The organism is Chryseobacterium arthrosphaerae, assembly GCF_001684965.1.
Classification (GTDB): domain Bacteria; phylum Bacteroidota; class Bacteroidia; order Flavobacteriales; family Weeksellaceae; genus Chryseobacterium; species Chryseobacterium arthrosphaerae.
Window position 1 is genome coordinate 357,621 of the sequence record NZ_MAYG01000023.1, and the last position, 19,888, is coordinate 377,508.

16 protein-coding genes are annotated in these 19,888 nt (G+C 36.0%); 13 read left to right on the forward strand and 3 right to left on the reverse strand.

The window, feature by feature from the left end:
* Positions 1-282: 282 nt before the first annotated feature.
* The 3 genes from BBI00_RS20815 to BBI00_RS20825 all read right to left on the reverse strand — a co-directional run bounded on the left by BBI00_RS20815 (position 283) and on the right by BBI00_RS20825 (position 3,458).
* Entirely contained in the window at positions 283-1,842 is a 1,560-nt protein-coding gene (locus tag BBI00_RS20815; RefSeq protein WP_065400747.1) for an Rne/Rng family ribonuclease, read from the reverse strand.
* 369 nt (positions 1,843-2,211) lie between these two features.
* Positions 2,212-2,502, reverse strand: coding sequence for an HU family DNA-binding protein (locus tag BBI00_RS20820; RefSeq protein WP_002984212.1), 291 nt, complete (start codon positions 2,500-2,502; stop codon positions 2,212-2,214).
* Between the two features lie 284 nt (positions 2,503-2,786).
* Positions 2,787-3,458, reverse strand: coding sequence for a response regulator transcription factor (locus tag BBI00_RS20825; RefSeq protein WP_065400748.1), 672 nt, complete (start codon positions 3,456-3,458; stop codon positions 2,787-2,789).
* Positions 3,459-3,638: 180 nt separating this feature from the next.
* Between BBI00_RS20825 and tssO the strand changes: the two genes are divergently transcribed.
* The 13 genes from tssO to BBI00_RS20890 all read left to right on the forward strand — a co-directional run bounded on the left by tssO (position 3,639) and on the right by BBI00_RS20890 (position 19,884).
* Positions 3,639-4,175 (forward strand): type VI secretion system TssO, encoded by a 537-nt coding sequence (gene tssO / locus BBI00_RS20830; protein WP_065400749.1) that lies wholly within the window; start codon positions 3,639-3,641, stop codon positions 4,173-4,175.
* 11 nt (positions 4,176-4,186) lie between these two features.
* Positions 4,187-4,711, forward strand: a complete 525-nt coding sequence (locus BBI00_RS20835; protein ID WP_065400750.1) for a type VI secretion system transmembrane protein TssO — start codon at positions 4,187-4,189, stop codon at positions 4,709-4,711.
* 54 nt (positions 4,712-4,765) lie between these two features.
* A complete protein-coding gene (locus BBI00_RS20840) occupies positions 4,766-5,677 on the forward strand; it encodes a PKD domain-containing protein (protein ID WP_065400751.1) in 912 nt (303 codons plus the stop codon).
* Positions 5,678-5,724: 47 nt separating this feature from the next.
* Positions 5,725-8,130 (forward strand): type VI secretion system protein TssR domain-containing protein, encoded by a 2,406-nt coding sequence (gene tssR, locus BBI00_RS20845; protein WP_065400752.1) that lies wholly within the window; start codon positions 5,725-5,727, stop codon positions 8,128-8,130.
* A 424-nt stretch (positions 8,131-8,554) separates the two neighbouring features.
* Positions 8,555-8,968, forward strand: coding sequence for a type VI secretion system tube protein TssD (tssD, locus tag BBI00_RS20850; protein ID WP_065400753.1), 414 nt, complete (start codon positions 8,555-8,557; stop codon positions 8,966-8,968).
* 170 nt (positions 8,969-9,138) lie between these two features.
* Positions 9,139-11,070 (forward strand): type VI secretion system Vgr family protein, encoded by a 1,932-nt coding sequence (locus tag BBI00_RS20855; RefSeq protein ID WP_065400754.1) that lies wholly within the window; start codon positions 9,139-9,141, stop codon positions 11,068-11,070.
* 2 nt (positions 11,071-11,072) lie between these two features.
* On the forward strand, positions 11,073-13,031 hold the full coding sequence (locus BBI00_RS20860) for a M12 family metallo-peptidase (RefSeq protein ID WP_065400755.1): 1,959 nt from the start codon (positions 11,073-11,075) through the stop codon (positions 13,029-13,031).
* Between the two features lies 1 nt (position 13,032).
* Complete coding sequence (locus BBI00_RS20865) at positions 13,033-13,761, forward strand: hypothetical protein (RefSeq protein WP_065400756.1); 729 nt, start codon at positions 13,033-13,035, stop codon at positions 13,759-13,761.
* 23 nt (positions 13,762-13,784) lie between these two features.
* Positions 13,785-14,996 (forward strand): RHS repeat domain-containing protein, encoded by a 1,212-nt coding sequence (locus tag BBI00_RS20870; protein WP_065400757.1) that lies wholly within the window; start codon positions 13,785-13,787, stop codon positions 14,994-14,996.
* A 99-nt stretch (positions 14,997-15,095) separates the two neighbouring features.
* A complete protein-coding gene (locus tag BBI00_RS20875; RefSeq protein ID WP_123902328.1) occupies positions 15,096-15,482 on the forward strand; it encodes a hypothetical protein in 387 nt (128 codons plus the stop codon).
* 63 nt (positions 15,483-15,545) lie between these two features.
* Positions 15,546-16,166 (forward strand): hypothetical protein, encoded by a 621-nt coding sequence (locus BBI00_RS20880; protein WP_065400759.1) that lies wholly within the window; start codon positions 15,546-15,548, stop codon positions 16,164-16,166.
* Positions 16,167-16,443: 277 nt separating this feature from the next.
* A complete protein-coding gene (locus tag BBI00_RS20885) occupies positions 16,444-18,939 on the forward strand; it encodes an ATP-dependent Clp protease ATP-binding subunit (RefSeq protein ID WP_065400760.1) in 2,496 nt (831 codons plus the stop codon).
* Between the two features lie 78 nt (positions 18,940-19,017).
* Positions 19,018-19,884, forward strand: coding sequence for a lytic transglycosylase domain-containing protein (locus tag BBI00_RS20890; RefSeq protein WP_083988604.1), 867 nt, complete (start codon positions 19,018-19,020; stop codon positions 19,882-19,884).
* Positions 19,885-19,888: the final 4 nt, after the last annotated feature.

Below are 19,888 nucleotides of genomic sequence, written 5' to 3' on the forward strand. Positions count from 1 at the left end.
AGATTAAAAGATTAAAAGATTAAAAGATTAAAAGATTAAAAGATTAAATGATTAAATGATTAAATGATTAAATGATTAAATGATTAAATGATTAAATGATTAAATGATTAAATGATTAAATGATCTTGCTGTTAAACCTCAATATTGTTTTGGCCTCATCGATAGGAATTTTAGCCCGGTCAAATTAAAATAAACCCAAAGTTCCGTTGGCTTTAGCCTGAACCTATGTTTTTTCTGCATCATAAAAAAACCTCCGGTACAGCCGGAGGTTTGAATTTTGTCTTAATTAGAGAATTCTATCAATTCTTCTTTTTTGGAATTGTAGATTTTGTATTCTAAATATTTAAAAGAATCCCTTGGTACAATGGTTACCCACTTTTTGTATTTGATAAACCATTTCATCTGGATGCTTTTGATGCCTTTGGTTAAATAGGCTTCTACGAAAGGGTGTACGTGCAGGTAGATTTTTCCTTTTTCTTTCTGCAGGATGTTTCTTAAAGTTTCACCCATTCTTTCCACGATTACGATCGGAGCTACAATTTCTCCGTCTTTGTTCGGGTTTTCTTCTTTGGTTTCGATCTGCTTTTCCGGACGGTTTCTTTGTCTGGTGATCTGGATCAGTCCAAATTTACTTGGAGGAAGTATTTTATGGCGAGCCTTGTCGCGCTTCATTTCCTCTTTTAGATGTTCATAGAGATCTCTTCTATGTTCAGAATTCGGCATGTCGATGAAGTCAATCACAATGATTCCTCCCATATCACGGAGGCGAAGCTGCCTTGCGATCTCGGTAGCTGCCATTTTGTTCACTTTCAGTGCGTGTTCTTTATTGACAGCGGTTCCGGTGGTAATATTATTCCCGGAATTAACGTCTACGACGTGAAGAGCTTCTGTGTGCTCAATAACAAGATAAGCGCCTTTAGAACTTGGAATATTAACGTGTTTTCCAAAGCTCTGTTTAAGTTGTTTTTCAACATTGTAATATTCCAGAAGAGGAATATGAGAATCATAAAACTGGACAATATTTTTCTTTTCAGGAGCAATTACTTCAATGTAATTTTTCATTTCACCTACCATCTGCTCGTCATCACAGATGATATTGACGAAGTCCTGGTTAAAATTGTCTCTTAAAATAGCTGAAGCCTTGTCTTCTTCGCTTAAAACTTTAGATGGAACCTTATTTCTCTGGATGTTTTTAAAAGTGCTTTCCCATTTCTGAACCAGCTGGTTCATATCATTGTGAAGGTCGGCTACTTTTTTTCCTTCGGCCACTGTTCTGATGATGACCCCGAAACCTTCAGGTTTAATGCTGTCAATCAGGGTTCTCAGTCTTTCTTTTTCTTCAGAACTTCTGATTTTTTTGGATATTGAAACCTTGTTGTCGAAAGGAATCAGTACCAGAAAACGTCCTGTCAGAGAGATCTGGGTAGAAATTCTTGGGCCTTTTGTAGATATAGGTTCTTTAGTAATCTGTAACAGAACCAGATCGTCTTTGGCGATCACTTTATCTACTGTTCCGTTTTTGTCTATTTCGGGTTGTATCTCGAAATTTTTTAAGCTTGAAGTGCTTTGTTTTTTAGAAATAGTATCTTTTAAAAACTTTCTGTATGTAAGATATTGGGGCCCCAGGTCCTGATAATGCAGGAATGCATCTTTATCATATCCGATGTTGACGAATGCAGCATTCAGATTGGGTGCCAGTTTTTTTACTTTTCCTATAAACAGATCTCCAACTATAAAATCGCTTTTGTCTTCTTGCTCATGAAGTTCACATAGTCTTCCGTCTTCCAGCAGTGCAATCTTTGTAAGATCATCTTCATGCGAAACTATTAGTTCTTTCTTCATTTTGTTATAAGATAAAATTGTTTAAGATTATAGGAAGTGGATGTTTTTTCTCGAATAATTCATCTAATAAATATAAGGATTTAGAATGAAAACCTGTATATTTTTATTAAAATAATATTTGAAATCTTCCGTTTTCCGCAGAATCTTATAGTTGCAAACAAAAATATAGTCGGTGAACTTTAAAAATATAAAACCACCAACTATATTATTATATTGTAAATCTCGAGAAGAAGAGATTATTTTTTCTTATGTCTGTTCGCTCTTCTTCTTTTCTTTCTTTTGTGAGTCGCAACCTTGTGTCTTTTTCTTTTCTTTCCGCTTGGCATAATTTTAATTTTTTAGTAACTAGTTAATATTCAGTTAATGTTCTTATTTTACTGCAACTTTAGTTTTTACTTTCTCTACAAAAGACTTTGAAGGTTTGAAAGCAGGAATGTTATGAGCAGGAATCTCAATTGCAGTATTCTTAGAAATATTTCTTCCTGTTTTAGCAGCTCTTGTTTTAATGATAAAAGATCCAAAACCTCTCAGATAAACGTTATCCCCATTATACATAGAAGTTCTGATCTCCTGCATAAAAGCTTCTACAACTTTCTGTGTTTCATTCTTTTCTGTTCCCAACTTATTTGAGATGGTGTTTACCAATTCTGCCTTTGTCATTTCCTTATTTTAATTTTAAATTTTAGGTGTGCAAATTTAGTTAAAAAAATTGAATACTAGCAAATTAGTGGCAAAATATTTTTATTCAGACAGTTGAGATCTTAATGTATACACTATATTAAGGAGGTCTCAGGAGAATTTAATAATTTAATAATATAGCTCTGTCATAAGCCGGAATTCTACAGAAAATCCACTGAAATAATTTTTCTTAATAACTGTCAGACAATGATTTGTTGTCTTGAAAACTTATTTTTGCTACAGTTATTATTCAGGGGAAGTGGGGCCTACATACTTGAATTATAGTATCCGTTTTCCACACAGAAACGGATCAGGTGAAGTTTTGTTTTCAGGCCAAGCTTTTCTGTAAGACGGTTGATGTAAGTGTCAATAGTTCTTGTACTCAGATTAAGTTTTTCCGCAATTTCTTTGTTGCTGAACCCTTCATAGCAGAATCTCATCAGCTGTATTTCGGCCGGGGAAAGCTCTTCCTGTCCCTTTTTCTGCCTGTCCATATACTCCTGCACTGCAAGGGGCTGCTGTTCCCATTCTTTGGAGTAGGCTTGGTAATCAAACTCTTCAGAAGCTATGCTGCCTTTGATAATATCTTTAATGATGGTGCTCTTTTTCTCACAATAATAGATATTGGGTATTTTGGCCAGAATATCTGCCATGTCTTCCTGGTAGGTGCCGGAATACGTGATAATAGGTGTTTCAGAATTATTTTTTCTGATGTATTTGATAGCTTCAATTCCGCTTAATACCGGCATAAACAATTCGATGATGAACACATCTTCCTGTCTTCTGTAGATTCTGTTCACAAGTTCATGCCCATTATTACAGTCGTTCAGAAGCATATAAAAAGGATTCTCCATCAGTGTTTTGATCATTATTTTCTTAAAATAAAAATCACTGTCTGCAATTGAGAAACGCACGGTATTAGATAATATTTTACTCATTTTTCAATATCGATTTGGCGAATGATATTTAAAATTCCGAGGCCTAATTTATGAAAAACTTATTAAAGAGGAAATTAATATTAATTTAATCAGGGTTTTCACGAAACCGGCCTGGGGAAATTACGTATTGTGCATAAAATTTTTTTTTTATATTTTCACAGGCCAAACAAATCGCAAATTATGTCTTCGAACAGGGAAAAAAAATTAAACAAATCTGACGTCAGAATAGGCATTTGGAAGTTTATTCTGTCTTTTGCTATTTTGTCAGTAGTATCATTCGCATGTCTGTTTCTCTTCTTTAAGAGCTACGACATACAGCGGGAAGGGATCAGCAAGGACTCTGAAGCCTACAAAGAACTGATGCTCCGGAGCGACGTGCTGAAAAATCAAGTTGACGAAATCTATGATAAAATGGCCCAGCTTAGTCTTAATAAGGTGGAAAATGAGGTTTTTCTCAGAACCAGTATTATGGATAACGTAAGAGACGTTAAAAATATTATGAAAGCAGACAGTGTTCAGAATTTTAAACATTATGCTGTACTGATGAAACAGATAGAACCCATGCTGAAATTAAAAGCAGACATCATGGTTGTGGAATCCCGCAAAAAATTTGCGAAAAGGGATCTTGAAGACTGTATGAACAAAATAGACAGAGCCAACAGCGAGCTTAGAAAGGATCCTACAAGAAATTTTACAGGAAGTAAAAGAAGAAGATAAAAAGAAAAGATATGCAAGGACAAATCACATTATCTAAAAAGGAAAGGCATTATCAGTTTTTTTATTTAATACTGATGCTGATCACTGCCATGATATTTTTGGGCATCATTTTTCTGAAAGGATTTGTATCTCCTTTTTCTGATGAAGATGTAAGAGGAATCCAGAACCTGGAACAGAAAGCTGAATTTGAACAGCACCAAAAAGTTATTTTACCGATCATGGACAGCACTTATACTATGATCACCAAACTTACGACTGACGGCCCGCAGCCTTTTGCTGAAAATAATATCCAGTTGGGAGTGAATGATCTTAACAGCTATTTCAGCAACAATAACGTCATCGATATTCGAAAGGACGCCTATCCTCAGATTGCCAAATTTTACAAAATGTATTTTGAAGACAAAAAGGTAATTGCAACAACCACAGAAGATATTAAGATCTTTGAAAAGCAGGTGGAAGACTGTAGAATCGGATTTAAAGATAAACAGAACAAAATTTACGAACGCGAAAAAGACCTGAAGGCAAGAACGCAGTAGGGAAAGCATGGAAATACTAGGAACTAAAAATAAAACACATCACAATTATTAACTATGAATTATTTTCAAAAGAACAAGAAGAACATTATTATTGGTGTTATAGCAACATTGCTCATTGCGGCACTGGTTGCTTTGTGGCTGCAGAAAAAAGTGATTCACTCTGCCGATGATATTGTTGGAGTGGTTTACCCTAACTCTCTGGCAGTAGGAGATACCCTTTTATTTGAAGATAAAACCCAATTTGCAAAAACCAAAAGATGGAATTTCGGAGACGGTACAACTTCTGATAAAAGCAATGGTATACACTTCTACAATAAACCCGGATATTACCAGGTAAGTTTGATCATAGACAACAAGTATACGAAGTCTTTCCCGGTAATGGTAAACGCAAGAAGCATCCAGAAAGCCAAAGATACGGCACAGATCAAAACAACGATTGAGGCGCCGGCTCAGGCTATGCAGAATGAAAATGTGTCTTTCCGCGCCGTTTCAGAAGCTAAATCGTTTGCATGGAAATTCGGGGAAACAGGAGGTACGGATGCCAAAGAAAAATTTGCTATTTATTCTTATAAACAGCCGGGAGATTATCTGGTAACCCTGCTTACCGAAGAAAATGAAAACCCTGTCTACCACCGCATCAAAATTCTTCCTGCTTATAATGCCCTTGCGGAAGAAGAGGTATCTGTAGAAGATTCTTATGCCAAAATAGATGATGATTTCAAATACCACCTGCAGCAGATTGCTAACGGAAACAGCTTCAATATGCACTACAACTACCTGCTGAAAACTTATCTGTGTAACAATGAAAATACAGTGGTGAAAGTAAATGACAGCAAGGTAAACAATTTTTATATGTATTGTGCAGGCCTTCAGTTTGACAAGAATACCGTAATTCAGACTGTAAAAGTGAATTTCGATGATAAGCAGAATTGCGTAACGAAAGTAGATATCAACCAAAGCAAATAATACCGTCCGGAATTCCGGATGCGCCAATCATAAAAAGATAAAATAGGATGAAAAATAAATTTCCTCTAGCAGCATATTATATAGGGTTATCAGTATTATTGACGAGTTGCCAGGTAAAGCTTCCGTCTAAGAAAACCCCCGAGCCTTCTCAATACAGTATGGTAGACGGCTCTCCCGTAGTCAACGGATTTCCTAAAAAGTCAGTGCCTTGGATTGTGGTTTCAGACCGTTCAAGAAATACGGCTTATCTGGATAAAGATGATGAAAAGTCATACAAAGAAGTGAAATTCCTGGAGCCTCTGATGGTGCTGAAACACAGGGACGGAATGGTAAAAGTAGCAGAATATGTTCCTGATGCTTTAATGAAAAAAGTTTCATCAAAATCCATTAAAACATATGGCTGGATTCCTGAATCCGACCTGCTTCTGTGGAACAATTCCCTGAAAAGCGAAAGAACAGGATATCCCGTAAGAGTAGCGGTAGTGCCGAACAACAGCGAAGTCATCAGAAGTGCTGAAAGGTACTATAAAAATGACTCGATCATGGTGTTCAACTCACCAAGCCTTATTGAAACAGCCAATGTGAAAATTCCTAACGGACAGATGGTATATGTTTACAAACAGGCTGAAAATAACAAGAGATTCCTGGTAGGGAAGAAACCCACTATTGATATAGACAGCATTGGCACCAGCCTTTACGGTTGGGTAAGTTCCAATGTGATCTCCACATGGGGTGAGCGCTCTGCCATAAAGCTGAAAAATACAACAGGAATCAGTGATACCGGTTTAGGAATCCATGAAGGGTATCCGGGCGGATCAGCATCAGATGCAGAAAACAAAACGGCAATTCTTCTTACAGATGTCAATAAAAGACCTCCGCTAGAAAATATTTTCCCGGTAACTTTACCATTGGAAGGAACCCCTACTCCTGATCTCAAGACGAAATATTTTACCAATATTTTAGATTACAGCAAGAATTACGTATTCAACGTTTTGGGTGAGGAAATTTATTTCGACCGTTATAAGGAGATTACGGAAAGAGATAAGAAAATGAATATTGTTTTTGCATTGGATATCAGTGCTGCCAATGCACCGTATGCTTCCATTGTAAAATCATTATTACAGGATCTTCAGCTTAGATTTGAAAAACCGTCTTATTTCAGTACTGTAAAATATGGGGTGGTTTTATATAAAAATAATCCTTGCGGAAATAATGTTTCCGTTTCTAACCTGAGCACTGATTACAGCAAAATTACGACGTTTATCACTGAGAAGAGTAATGAAATGAACTGTGCGAGTAACAGCGGCTACCAGCCGGTAGGTGAGGCTCTTTCTGCAGCCGGAAACCTTCTTTCAAATGTTCCTGATGAAACCAATATCGTAGTGACTGTAGGGACCTCTGCCAGCCAGAGCGGGAATATGTACAGCGTGATAAGTTCCCTTACACAGGCTCAGGCAAGACTGATTATGTTCCAGACCAATGCAAGATCTTCAGATAACTACAACGATTTTGTATTGATGGCAGAAAATGTGGTAACTAACACCGCAAAAAATATTGCTGAACTTAAAAAACAGAAGATCACTGACCAGTATGATGTTCTTACCAAAAATAACTTCAGCCTGGTAGAAGGCGACGAAGGATTCTTCTCGCTGGCCTATCCTAAGCAAAGTATGTCTCAGGGCTTTGTAATCTTCCCTAAAAAAGGTGATGTTGCAACGCCTGGATTCCTGAAAAAATCTGTAGACAGCCTTATTGCACAGGTAACGGTAGATAACCAGAATATTGATAAATCACTTAATAACTATTTCCACTCTTCTGTAGGAGCGGGTAAAACAGATGTTGATCTGAAGTACAAGTATCTGTATCCGGGGCTTACCAATCCTGTATCTGCAGGAATTGCTGCACAGCTGATCAACTACGGAAATCCGTTCCTGGTAAAAGGATACATTCCAAAAGATCTGAAAGATTATGAGCCAGCCATAGAAAAAGGGATCCTGATTTCTGAAACAGAATATGATAATCTGAAAGCTTTCTACACAGAAGTATATAAGAATACCGAAGCAGATCGTCCGAACTTTAACCAGGCAAAAGCCGTGAAGGAATATGTGAAACTGCTGAAGAAGTACAATCCTACCATTAAATTCCTGGATAAAGGAGAGCTTTATGAGCTGCCAATGTCCTATGCAATTGGAATGAGTACAGGATTCGACCTTTCAGAAGAAGAACTGATGGCGAAATATAAGCTGAAGGGATGGAAAAAATCAAAAGTAGTTCCTAGTGAGACCGTAAGAAATTATTTCCAGCATTATAAAAATCTGGCAGACAGAATGCTTGCCAACAGAAATAATCCTGCAGTAAAAATTCAGCAGAACGGACAGACATTCTACTGGCTTAATGAATACTTTACCCCAACAAGGATCCCAAGAGAACAGCCGGAGTATACTAAACATTAATTGTTAGTTTTTATAATATCAAAAGCAGGAGTTTGTACTTCTGCTTTTTTTGTTGATGAAAAACTGAAATCAGAAATTACTTTAAATAATAGACATGAATTTTCTATCCGGAATTATCTTATTGCACTCTCAGTTTTCCTTTCTCAATGTTCACTTTTTGGTTTGATTTTTACTCTGTTATTTCTCTTTATAGTGTAAAAATTATATTTTTCTTAAAATCGGGAAATAATTTAAAATGCCTTATTGACAGGAGTTGCATAGTAGTTTGTAAATCAAATATCGTAGAATTACGACAAGAAATCGTAGAACTACTACAATTTTTCAGATTTATGGTGAAAAGTTTTTTTTAGAAAAAAAGAGCCTCTATATTTGCTATACAATCACCGAATCACAAAATATTATTAACGATTAAAATTTACAAATCATGGCAGAAAGAAATTCGAGAGGAATCTTAAAATTCAACAACGGCGAAGGACAGAAATTATTAAAAATGAACTACAGCGTATCGAGATCTACAGACGTATCCGGACGTGTAGCATCAGATCCTTCCAATGCATTGATCAAAGTTACAGTAGAAGCTACTGACAAATCAGACATCCTTGAAAGCTTACTGAACGGAAAATATAAGCCTACGGTAGGAGAGATTGTTTTCAACAAATCTCACGAAGAAGGAACACTGATCACCCTGAAATGGGAAAACGGATATGTGATCCAGCACGAAGTAGACTTTGACGCTATTGACAGCAACAGTATGTTGATCAGTTTCGTAATCAGTGCAGAAGGAATTGACTATGGAAACTCACGTTTCGATGGTTTATGGCCTGCAGCTGGTAAATAAGCTGATGATACATCTGAAAATTATACACATTATCAACATTCATAAGAAAAAGACTGTCCTTGTTAAAGACAGTCTTTTTTGCCTGAAATTTTTCTTTATTTAAACTTAAGAAATAGCTGTTTCGCAAAATATTATTATCTTTAATACTCACCAAATCAAACACAAAGCATATGAAAACCGAATTGTCAACGAAGGGACCATCTTTCCGGCCTGCTCAAAATGCAGATGCCATATCTGAGAACCATCATACAGGAATCAACCGGCTGGTAAAGCTGTCGCTGGTGGTGGAAGGTAAGATTATTAAATACTATAAACATTTCACCCTTAAGCAAAAAGCAAATCACCACCACGAATTCAATCTTATTTTAGCCCATGATGCGTTGGGAGACAGACAAAGTCATACTCTTGAAGAAGCGAATAAATTCCTTGGGAAGCGGCTCACAGCAGTGATTGCCTATAAAGATATTGAAAACAGTCCGGAAAGGAATTTTGTGGGAATCATTACCAAAGTAGGTTTCAGCCAGGAAAAGATGAGCCTTGGGAATATTGTAATTTCAGGATACAGTCCTACTATTTTGCTGGATGGAGCTCCGCATATCCAGAGTTTTGGCGGCGGACAGGCTGTTAATATGGGAATCATTGCGGAAGAAGTAATCAGACAGGGAATTGATAAAGGGCGTTTTGATATAAGAGTGGATACGAATGACTATTCTCAGATCATCTACAGCAGCCAGTATAATGAAACGCATTACAATTATCTCGCAAGGATGGCAGAAGCCTATGGCGAGCAGTTTTATTATGATGGTGAAGTATTGCACTTCGGGAAACTTCCGCCTCAGAATAAGCCGATCAAACTGGTCTACGGAAGCAATGCGAATGATATCAGGGTAGAGCTGAAGGCTGTTCATACAAAACCACAATATTACGGTTACAACAGCAGCAAAAATGAAAAACTGACTTCAGGGGAAACACCTGTAAAACATTTGGGGGATCTTGCCCAAACAGCATACAGCCATAATGAAAATATATATAAAACGCCGGCACTTCAGGTAGCACCCATCAAAGCATCTACCCATCTGGACGTAGAACATTCCCAGAGAAGCACTGCAGGAAGTGAAGCTGTAAGTGTATTCTCAGTTTCCGGTTCTACAACAGTTCCGTTTCTGCACCCCGGTTGCGTTGCAGATGTTTATATGAGAAAACCTGACAGCAATGAAACCTCTTATTTTACCAAAGTGATGATTACGGATGCCGTTCACGAAATTGATACCATCGGTCACTATACCGGAAGTTTTGAATCCATTGCAGCCGACACAGGATTTTTACCCAAACCTGAATTTACAGTTCCTGTCGCACAACCTCAGATCGCAACCGTGGTAGCCAATGCAGACCCTGAAGGACAGGGAAGGGTACAGGTAAGATTCGACTGGCAGATGAATGATACGACGCATTTTGTACGGGTTATGAGCCCGGATGCCGGAGGAACAGACAGAATTACCCAAAACCGCGGTTATGTAGCCATTCCCGAAGTAGGAGATCAGGTTATGGTCAATTTTGTACACAATCATCCTGACAGACCTTTTGTCATGGGCGGAATGTTCCACGGCGGAATCGGCCTTGGAGGCGGAATCGATAACCGTGTAAAATCTATCCAGACCAGGAGCGGGCACAAAGTAGTCTTTACAGAAGATGAAAGCATTATCATCACAGATAAAAGCGGCAATGAGATCCATCTGGATACTACAGGAAGCAATATCACCATCACAGCCCCGGAAACCATGACCCTGAACTGTAAGAATATGAATATTAATGTGGGGGAGAATATGAATACAAGTGTAGGGATGAATAAATCTGACAGTATTACCATGAATCATACTGAAAGTGTAGGGATGATGAAAAATATTTCTGTGGGAACTAACTTTATGACGAATGTTGTAGGTAAAATGGTAGAATTTATTACAGGAAATAAAGAATCTCATACAGAAAAAGACAGGCTTCGGGTAAGCAATGGAAAAATAACAGCTCAAAGTACAGGTTCTTATGAGCAGCATTCTGAAAAAGAGATACAAAATAATTCAGGAGAAATATCTAAAAACCATTAATCATGAGTGTGTGTAAAGAGTCTTATATAGGAGGAGATTATATTGAAATTACTGGTGGAAGCTGCAAAGTTTATGCAAAAGATAATATAAATAATATCTCTGTAAATGGTCCATTTGGACAGAATGGTTTAAAAAATGGTGTTTTGTATGCTACTAATGGGCAAGCACCAATAATTGGAGCAGAGGATTTAGATTTCTATGTTGATATATTTAGATCAAATAGCCAAAATCCAGATAATTTTGGAAAAAAGGATTCTGATTATAAAGGAACATTTGGTTTTGATAGGTATAATGAAAATACAAGTGGGAAAGGCAAACAGTCCGTAAGTGGTTTTGATGTTATGCATTTTAATGGTATAAAATATTATACACCATGGATCTCTTTATGGCCCCCAAAACAGAATTTACAATCTATTTCTGAAATTGATTCTAATTACAATCCTGTAACAAGTGCAGTACTTGTTTTAAAAGTTTTACCTGGGAAAACTTCTAATGGAAACGCTAAGATATTTATCTCTTCTGATAATCTCAATATTAAAATCGATAATAATGATTCTGTTACGAAGGAAACATCGATAAATGGTACTATAATCATTACTGTTTCATGTGTAGGTGTTTTAGAAAAAGATGCCAAGATAGAGATAAAGCAAAACGATCAATATGGTATTGTTGTTGGCAAATTGAAAATTATAAAAAATAATGTTGTCTATATTGCCAATACTAAATTTATTACCGTAATAGAAGAAGAACAGGTCACAAATAATGAAAAAAAATTGCAAAAAAGAGAAGCTGAAAAAAAGGAATTTCAAAATCTTATAAAAGATGTAATTACTTATCTTAATACTAACTCTTTAAATCAATCTCTTATCTATATAAAAGGTACAGTAGAAGATATTTTTGTAATAGATAAAGGAGAGATAAAAAGGAATGCTGGAGAAGGAGTATATAGCAATAGTATAACTATTCCTTATTTTGAAGGTAAACATCAAGACAAAGCAATAGATGATACTAAAGAAACTAAGGAAGAACGTGAGTTAGATAAGGCAATTAAAAATCTTTATAATGCACTAAATAAAAATTATAATAAATATAAGAAAAATACATATTATTGTAGTGATACAGTAAATAATACTGATCAAGAATTGTTTAAAATTTATGAAGAAAAATATCAAGCATATCTTAATACTTTAACTGGTAATCAAAAGATAGGGGGAAAAGAAAGAAGAAATGATACAATCTATGTTTTTATAGATAAAAATCAAGAAACATTGGATATTGGTGGTTTTAGCTATTATGGATATACTTTAGGAGCAGATAATGTAGCTTTTGTATTTAATAAACATGTGAAAGAAAGGAAATTTGGAACCTTTGCTCATGAAATAGCCCATTCATTAGGGCTAGATCATACTTTTGAATTAAGGGATAAAGAATATAGGAGTAATAAAACGCTTGATGCTGATATAATACAAAAGGAAAAATTACTAAAAGAAAAACAACAAAATAATTCTCCACAAGTATTAAATAATAGCGCTGTTAATGCGCAAACAAGGTTTACACGGATAATGGAGAAAAATTTACATTATCCAATTGTGCAGAAGCCAGAACAAATTTCAGCAAATTTTGGGGGAAGTAAAGAAAAATATTATCTTCATATAAGCTCAATGTTTAGTTCTTTAAAATTATTAGCTAATTCTGAAGGAGCTGTCTCTCAATCACAGTCTCAGGGTATAGATCCAGTTGCTTCATTACAAAGTGATATAAATGAACTTAAAACAAAGAGACAAGCCAATGAAAATAAATATATTGATGTGGATATTTCAGCTACACAAGAAAATTTCATGGATTACGATTATGATTCTAATAATACTCATAATCCTAATTTTGAACCTAAAAGTTTATGGTATTGGCAATGGAAGGAATTACAGAATAGTAAATTTTTAATCAAGAAAGTTATAAAATAATATGAGTAATAATTTCTTTATAATTTTGATTTTATTTATATTGACTTCAAATAGTTGTGCTACAGCGCAAGATTTTTCAAAGTATAAAACTATTGATGATGTAAAAAGAGAAAATAGTTACTGTAATCAACGATTTTCTAAGGATGGAAAATTCCTGAATGGTTTCTATAAAGTTTCATCAAAAAAAGGTTCCACCATTTTTGCTAGCTATAAAGATGGATACTATAAGGAAGTGTTTAATCAGTCGAAAGGTATGCTTTGGTCAAAAGAGAAATTCAATGAAGATAATAATTTAGTAGAGTATGTATCATATTTTAATCCCAAAAGAATTAAAGAAGACGAATATTATCAGGTGCAAAAATATGATTCAATAAAAACATTTTTTCAACCACACTTTCCTGAAAAATCTATTATATATTTTAAAAATAAGATGTATATTTTAAACTATACTGTTGAAAGTAAATATTTAAAAATTACTACAGAACTGGATAATTTTAAAATTTTTAATTCAATGGATGTCTTTATGGCAATACCAGCTAAATTTTTCTTTTCAGACTGTTATAATAGTAAATTCATTTTTGGAAATAATTCAGATTACAGAAATAGAGAACTATATGTAGAAATAAAAAATACTAATAAAACGATTCAACAAAAATTTGTAGTAGGAGATTCTAACAAAAAGGATTCTGAAATTAATTATTTTGATTATTTTGAAATAGAGAATTTATAAAGGAATCCTCTAAGTTATATTAAATGAAATTAAATAAGAGTATATTGATCATCTTTAAAATATGGATGCTTACGGGTATGGCGATAACTTGTCATCCAAATAAATCAAAATCATTGGAAAGTAATGAACCCGTTGAAAAATTTAATTCTGTAGAGGAGTTTGCAAATCATAAAACCGCTTTTGAAAAGATTAATGATAAAGTTTCTTTTTACAAGCCTGACGGAAATAAAATCTTAATGATAGATTTGAAACGATCTGTCTATAATGTTTATTTTCCGGAAGTCTACAGCGAAGGACTCATCAAAATAAATAATATGCTTTATTTTTTACCTGCAAAAGTAGAGAAGTATCAAACATTTTCAACGGGAGAAACCGGAACAGCAACCGGAACTTTTAAAACAGAAAACGTCACAAGTGATACGGGTCTATTATTAAAGAAAAACATTGAATATCCGGTTGGTAATACTATGAAAACAAATGACATTTCTTATGAGTATAACAAATTTGGACAGTTATTGAAGGTTCAACAAAATAATAAAACAACCATCAGGAATACCTACGACAGTAATGGTAATTTAATAGAGACTCAGACACCAGATAAGCAAATTAAATATAATTACAATAATGAAGGAAATATTGTCTCGGAAGAATGGGATAGCCAGGGTGAAAAAATAGTATTCAAATACCAATACAACTCTTCCGGACAGCTGGTAAAAAAATATACTGATGATCAGAATCAGGTAGAAGAATTTACATATGATTCTAAGGGAAGAATTATAAATGTCATTGAATATTCTGCCGAGATAGATAAAAGTGATTCTAATAAATTAATCAACCTTTTTTTCAAAAAAACATATTCTTACACCAATGATCAGCTTACAAATGAAAAACAACTTGAATACAAAATTACCAATACATCTGTTTTGGTCAACAAAAAATGGCAGGCGATCAACATTGAGCAACAAAGAAAATTAGCTTGGGAAAAAATTAGTGATCCTTCTGAAATTCCGTTTGCTGAAACAGACAGGAATTATACTTATCTGGAAAAACAAATCAATGTATTGATAAATAATTTTGGTTTCTCCAACAGGGTTGAAAACGGAAAATTATCTCAGGAAAAAGAAGTTCTTCAAACAGAATCTATAAAATTTTCTCTTGACGATGTAGGGCGTATTATAAAAAAAGAAAGTATTGATAAGGATAAAAAAATTATCATAGAAAAATACTTTTATTAATATTTTACCAAAACAATTTTCTCCGGAATTCAAAGAAAATGATGTACTGTTTTTATTTATTGAGAAAGAAGTAAAAGATAAACAATACCCACCTATAAAATGAACACAATAAAATACATCATCATAACCTTTTTTATCTCAAGTTTATTGATCCATTGCAGCTATGCAGATAAACATCATATAATAACCTATAATAGTGATGAGTTCAAAAAATTTGAAGCAGGAGCAACTGTAAAACTTAAGCAGGCATGGGATATTCAGAAGAAATATGCTATGGATAAAGGAGAACCTCCGGAAGGCTGGCTTTTTTTTGTTATTGATGGGAATTATGTATTTACATCCATATTCCGGCCGAAAATCCCTGAGGCCTATACCGGTGGAATCTGGGTGAATTCAGAAACAGGCGAAGTTAAAGAAACAGACGCTGATGCATATATACGGTATAAGGATGCCTACAACGGAGACGGTCATCCCTTTTACTTTTAAAAATAGAGTAATTTTTCTTACCTTGAAAAGCAAAACAATAACCTGACAACTTCAACACCATCAATGAACAGAATCACCGATCACCTGAAATATTTCTCAAAGCTATCTGCTGTATTCATCTTCAGTCTGTTTAAGATCTATGCTATAGGCATAATTTCGACTATTACTGTCCTCGTACTGGGAATTTATATTCTGGCAGAAAGTTTAGGCTCATCACTGGGCCACAGTGGAGCTCTGGCATTTATAGTGGCTACAGTTATGGCTAAACCTGTATCGGCAGGACTTTTCTATCTGCTGATCATTATCGCACCGTTTGTAATTGCCATTTTTGCTACCAAATATGCGATGGCAGGAATCATCAGTAGGCTGCTCAAAGACCATACGAAAACAATTCTGATTCCTTTTATTGATAAGGTGCTGGATAAATTCAAAACCAATCAGCCAGCTGTAGTTCGTACCAGTGCAGATTTTGCGCTGGCCAAAATGAAACTTCTTAACGAATTCAGGAGCAGCTCAGAAAATAAAATCCTCAAACGTATTCTGGGCTATGCTCTGAATAAAATAAAATTTGATGAACTGAACCTGGGAGATGAGCATGCCAATTTCTATGATATCATTAAAACAACCCTTATTGAAAAATTGCATGAGCTGGCAGAGCCTTCAGCCATGATTTTCTATATATAGGATTGCAGTGGGTAAGTTTAATTTTATTGTACTTTTTGAATATTTAAGATCAGTAAGATCCTGAAATGGGTGATGTATAGATCATCTCGGCAACCGGTTAAAAAAGAAAAAAGCCCTCTGTTACTTCTCTAATAGAAGAATTAACTATCTTTATCTCATTTAGAATAAAATATTTAATTTTAGAGACACTAAAAAAATAATTTCCGGAACATTTTCAGATGATCCGGAAGCAAGATCAAAACAGAACGCAAATATATTAATATAAGAAAAATTATAAATGGGAGTACTAGTAACCAACGAAACAGTAAAGCAACTATTTCATATTGCTCAGTCGATAGCGAAGGAAAACTATAATGGAACGTATGGAGGTCCGCATATTCTGCAGGCTTTAATGCATAAAGATATCGGCCTTAATGAATTCCTGAAAAGCATAGATAAAGATCCTGGATATTTCTATGAATGGGCAGACGTCCGTATTGAAGAATATCCTAAAACAGCACACCTGCCGGATGAAGTAGGGCAGGACGATGCTGTAGATACCCTTATAGAAGAAGCAGATGATATCCGTCTGAAACTGGGACTGGATGAGATTACCCCCATCTGTATTCTGACAGCCATTGTAAAACCTCAGGTGGTATTCTCTCTTCAGCAGCTGAAATCACTTCCGCTCAGAGAACATGAAATCTTTAACCTGTACAGAAAAGATACACCGTTTACCGTTTCAGAAGATGGAGATTTCTCATCAATATTTTCCAACGGATCAGATTATACAGATTCCTCCTTTCCTTCTATTAAAAGCTATTGTGTAGACAGAACAGCACAGGCAAGAAAAGGAGAACTTGAAAATATCATCGGTAGAGACAAAGAATTGAGAATGCTGGTGGAGATCCTTTGCCGGAGAAGCAAACCGAATGTAATCATTATCGGAGAGCCGGGAGTAGGAAAAACAGCATTGGTAGAAGGTTTTGCCATTGAAATTACAAAAGGGAACGTTCCGGAGATGCTTAAAAACGGAACCCTTTTAGAGCTGGATACCGGAGCATTGCTTGCAGGAACCTCTTACAAAGGTGAAATTGAAGACCGTCTGAAGAAAGTGATCAATGAATGTAAAAAAATTGAAAAAGCAATCCTTTTCATTGATGAGATCCACACCCTTTTAGACCCGAAAGGAAGCATCGGAAACGTAGCCAACCTTTTGAAACCTGAATTGGCAAGAGGAGAAATTACCGTAATCGGAGCAACTACCCAGGAAGAATACAGAAAAATTATTGAGCCGGAACAGGCTTTCAACCGTCGTTTCGAGGTATTAACCGTTAATGAGCCGGATGAAAAGACCTGTGTGAAAATGATTGACGTACTCCTTGAAGGCTACAAAAAACACCATGGCATCGAGGTGGAAAAAACAGCCCTTCCGGAATGCGTACGTCTGGCAAAAAGATATGCAAAAGGTAAGAAATTACCGGATGCGGCTATTGACTTGTTAGACAGAACGATGGCTGCCATCAAAATGCTTGATGAGCTTTCAGAAAAAGAACTGGACAGCTGGAAAGAAAGCTATGATGCCATCTTAAAAGAAGAATATGCAGACAGCAAAGACAAAGCTGACGAGCTGATCTGGACGTATAATTTATTAAGGGATAAAATAAGCCCTATTCTCTGGGGATCCCTTAGTGAACAACCTGCCCTGGACAACGCTATGCCGGTAGATCAGATCCAGAAGATCATTGAAGATACCTATGCAGAGCTTTTACAGCATGCAGCAAAGAAAAGAGAAAAAGTAGACCGTCTTGAACTGGCTGCTGTAATGGCTGCCAAAACCAATATCCCGATCGGGAAAATTCAGGCACAGGAAAAAGAAAAGCTCCTGAATATGGAATCCCTTCTCCTAAACAGGGTAGTAGGGCAGGACCATGCTCTAAAAATCCTTTCCGATGCTATCGTAGAAAACCGAAGCGGATTAAACAAACCGGGGCAGCCGATAGGATCATTCTTCCTTTTAGGACCTACCGGAACCGGTAAAACAGAGCTGGCAAAATCTATGGCAGAATTGCTTTTCAACGATGAAAAGGCCATGGTACGTTTCGATATGTCAGAATTCAAAGAAGAACATTCTGCAGCGTTATTGTATGGTGCGCCTCCGGGATATGTAGGTTATGAAGAAGGAGGGATGCTGGTCAACAAAATCAGACAACAGCCTTATACCGTTGTTTTATTTGATGAAATTGAAAAAGCCCACCATTCCGTTTTTGATGTATTCCTTCAGATTATGGACGAAGGAAAAGTACATGATAAACTGGGGAAAGAAGGAGACTTCAGCAATGCTCTGATTCTCTTTACCTCCAATATCGGAAGTGAAGAAATTGTAAAACAGTTTGAAGAAGGCAAAGTTCCGGAATCATCGTCACTGATGCAGATCATGTCAAACTCAGGCAGATTCAGACCGGAATTCCTGGCAAGAATTACAGAGATCATTCCTTTTGCACCGATCACGGAATCTATTGCAGAAAGAATCTTCAATATCCAGCTGAAATCACTTCATACCTCGCTGACGAGACTGGGAATTGCTCTGCAGATCAGTGATGATGCTGTGAGAAACCTTGCATTGGGAGGATTCAGCAGTAAATATGGAGCGAGACAGATCTCGGGAGTGATCCGTGCACAGCTTGCCAGACCAATCTCTAAAATGATTGTGAGAGAAGAAGTAAAATCCGGCCAGACCATCCATGTAGACTGGAATAAAGAAGAAGATAAACTAAGCTGGAAAGTAGATTAAAGGATATCGTAAAAAGGCTTAACAGCAAAAAACTGCCTTGAGCCTTTTTACCTTTTTTGCTTATTAAATACATTTAAGATGAAAACGATTGTCAGGAATATCTTTACAGGTTTACTGCTAATGGGAACAACTGTCTTTGTAAACGGGCAGTTTCTTGCTGCTTCCGATACCTCAGAAAGCAGTGTGAAAAAGTATAAGGGAATCATTAATGCCAATAAAGATCTTGTAGAATTTATAGAGCAGCTGCTTCTTCAGAAGGGGCTTCCAAAGCATCTGAGAAATCTGGCACTGATAGAATCTCATTTTAACAAAAATATTACTTCAGGAGCAGGGGCCGTGGGGATCTGGCAGTTTATGACTGCACATGCGAACCAATACGGGCTTACCGAGCAGGGCCGTACAGATATTTATAAAAGTACCAAGACCGCTGCGATTTCCCTGAGTAATCTTTACAAAAAATACAATAATTGGGTAACGGTAGTGGCTGCTTATAACTGTGGCGAAGGAAATATTGCAAAAGCCATGCAGGCAGCAGGCTCCTCTCAATACCATGAGTTTTCTAAATATCTTCCAGGGGAAACCATCAATCACGTGAAGAAATATCTGAATGCGTGCTATGCCACAGGTGAGCTTCAAAGCGTGCTGAGCAATTACAATTCTTCGAGACTTCATAAGGTTTTCTTTGAAAACGGGAACCGTAAAGTAACAGATGAGGTTCTTTCTGAAACTGATATCAATGCCGGTTTCAATCTGAAGGTTGTTGCTGCTGAACTGAACGTAGATGTTGACAAAATTCTGGCATGGAATCCCGGAATTGAAGAAGAACTGCAGAAAAAAGGAGAAAGTACCCTTTATCTGCCAACCGATCTGATGCCTGATTTTCTTTTGAGAAAAAATAAAATACTGATGCGTTCCATAAAAGAAGGAGCTGCTGTTCAGCAATAAGATA

Excerpts from the sequence above, each read along its gene's own strand:
- tssR (WP_065400752.1), top strand. The coding sequence starts at position 5,725 with ATGAAAAATAAATTTCCTCTAGCAGCATATTATATAGGGTTATCAGTA.
- tssO (WP_065400749.1), top strand. The coding sequence starts at position 3,639 with ATGTCTTCGAACAGGGAAAAAAAATTAAACAAATCTGACGTCAGAATA.
- tssD (WP_065400753.1), top strand. The coding sequence starts at position 8,555 with ATGGCAGAAAGAAATTCGAGAGGAATCTTAAAATTCAACAACGGCGAA.
- BBI00_RS20875 (WP_123902328.1), top strand. The coding sequence starts at position 15,096 with ATGAACACAATAAAATACATCATCATAACCTTTTTTATCTCAAGTTTA.
- BBI00_RS20880 (WP_065400759.1), top strand. The coding sequence starts at position 15,546 with ATGAACAGAATCACCGATCACCTGAAATATTTCTCAAAGCTATCTGCT.
- BBI00_RS20865 (WP_065400756.1), top strand. The coding sequence starts at position 13,033 with ATGAGTAATAATTTCTTTATAATTTTGATTTTATTTATATTGACTTCA.
- BBI00_RS20890 (WP_083988604.1), top strand. The coding sequence starts at position 19,018 with ATGAAAACGATTGTCAGGAATATCTTTACAGGTTTACTGCTAATGGGA.
- BBI00_RS20815 (WP_065400747.1), bottom strand. The coding sequence starts at position 1,842 with ATGAAGAAAGAACTAATAGTTTCGCATGAAGATGATCTTACAAAGATT.
- BBI00_RS20835 (WP_065400750.1), top strand. The coding sequence starts at position 4,187 with ATGCAAGGACAAATCACATTATCTAAAAAGGAAAGGCATTATCAGTTT.
- BBI00_RS20825 (WP_065400748.1), bottom strand. The coding sequence starts at position 3,458 with ATGAGTAAAATATTATCTAATACCGTGCGTTTCTCAATTGCAGACAGT.
- BBI00_RS20840 (WP_065400751.1), top strand. The coding sequence starts at position 4,766 with ATGAATTATTTTCAAAAGAACAAGAAGAACATTATTATTGGTGTTATA.
- BBI00_RS20885 (WP_065400760.1), top strand. The coding sequence starts at position 16,444 with ATGGGAGTACTAGTAACCAACGAAACAGTAAAGCAACTATTTCATATT.
- BBI00_RS20860 (WP_065400755.1), top strand. The coding sequence starts at position 11,073 with ATGAGTGTGTGTAAAGAGTCTTATATAGGAGGAGATTATATTGAAATT.
- BBI00_RS20855 (WP_065400754.1), top strand. The coding sequence starts at position 9,139 with ATGAAAACCGAATTGTCAACGAAGGGACCATCTTTCCGGCCTGCTCAA.
- BBI00_RS20870 (WP_065400757.1), top strand. The coding sequence starts at position 13,785 with ATGAAATTAAATAAGAGTATATTGATCATCTTTAAAATATGGATGCTT.
- BBI00_RS20820 (WP_002984212.1), bottom strand. The coding sequence starts at position 2,502 with ATGACAAAGGCAGAATTGGTAAACACCATCTCAAATAAGTTGGGAACA.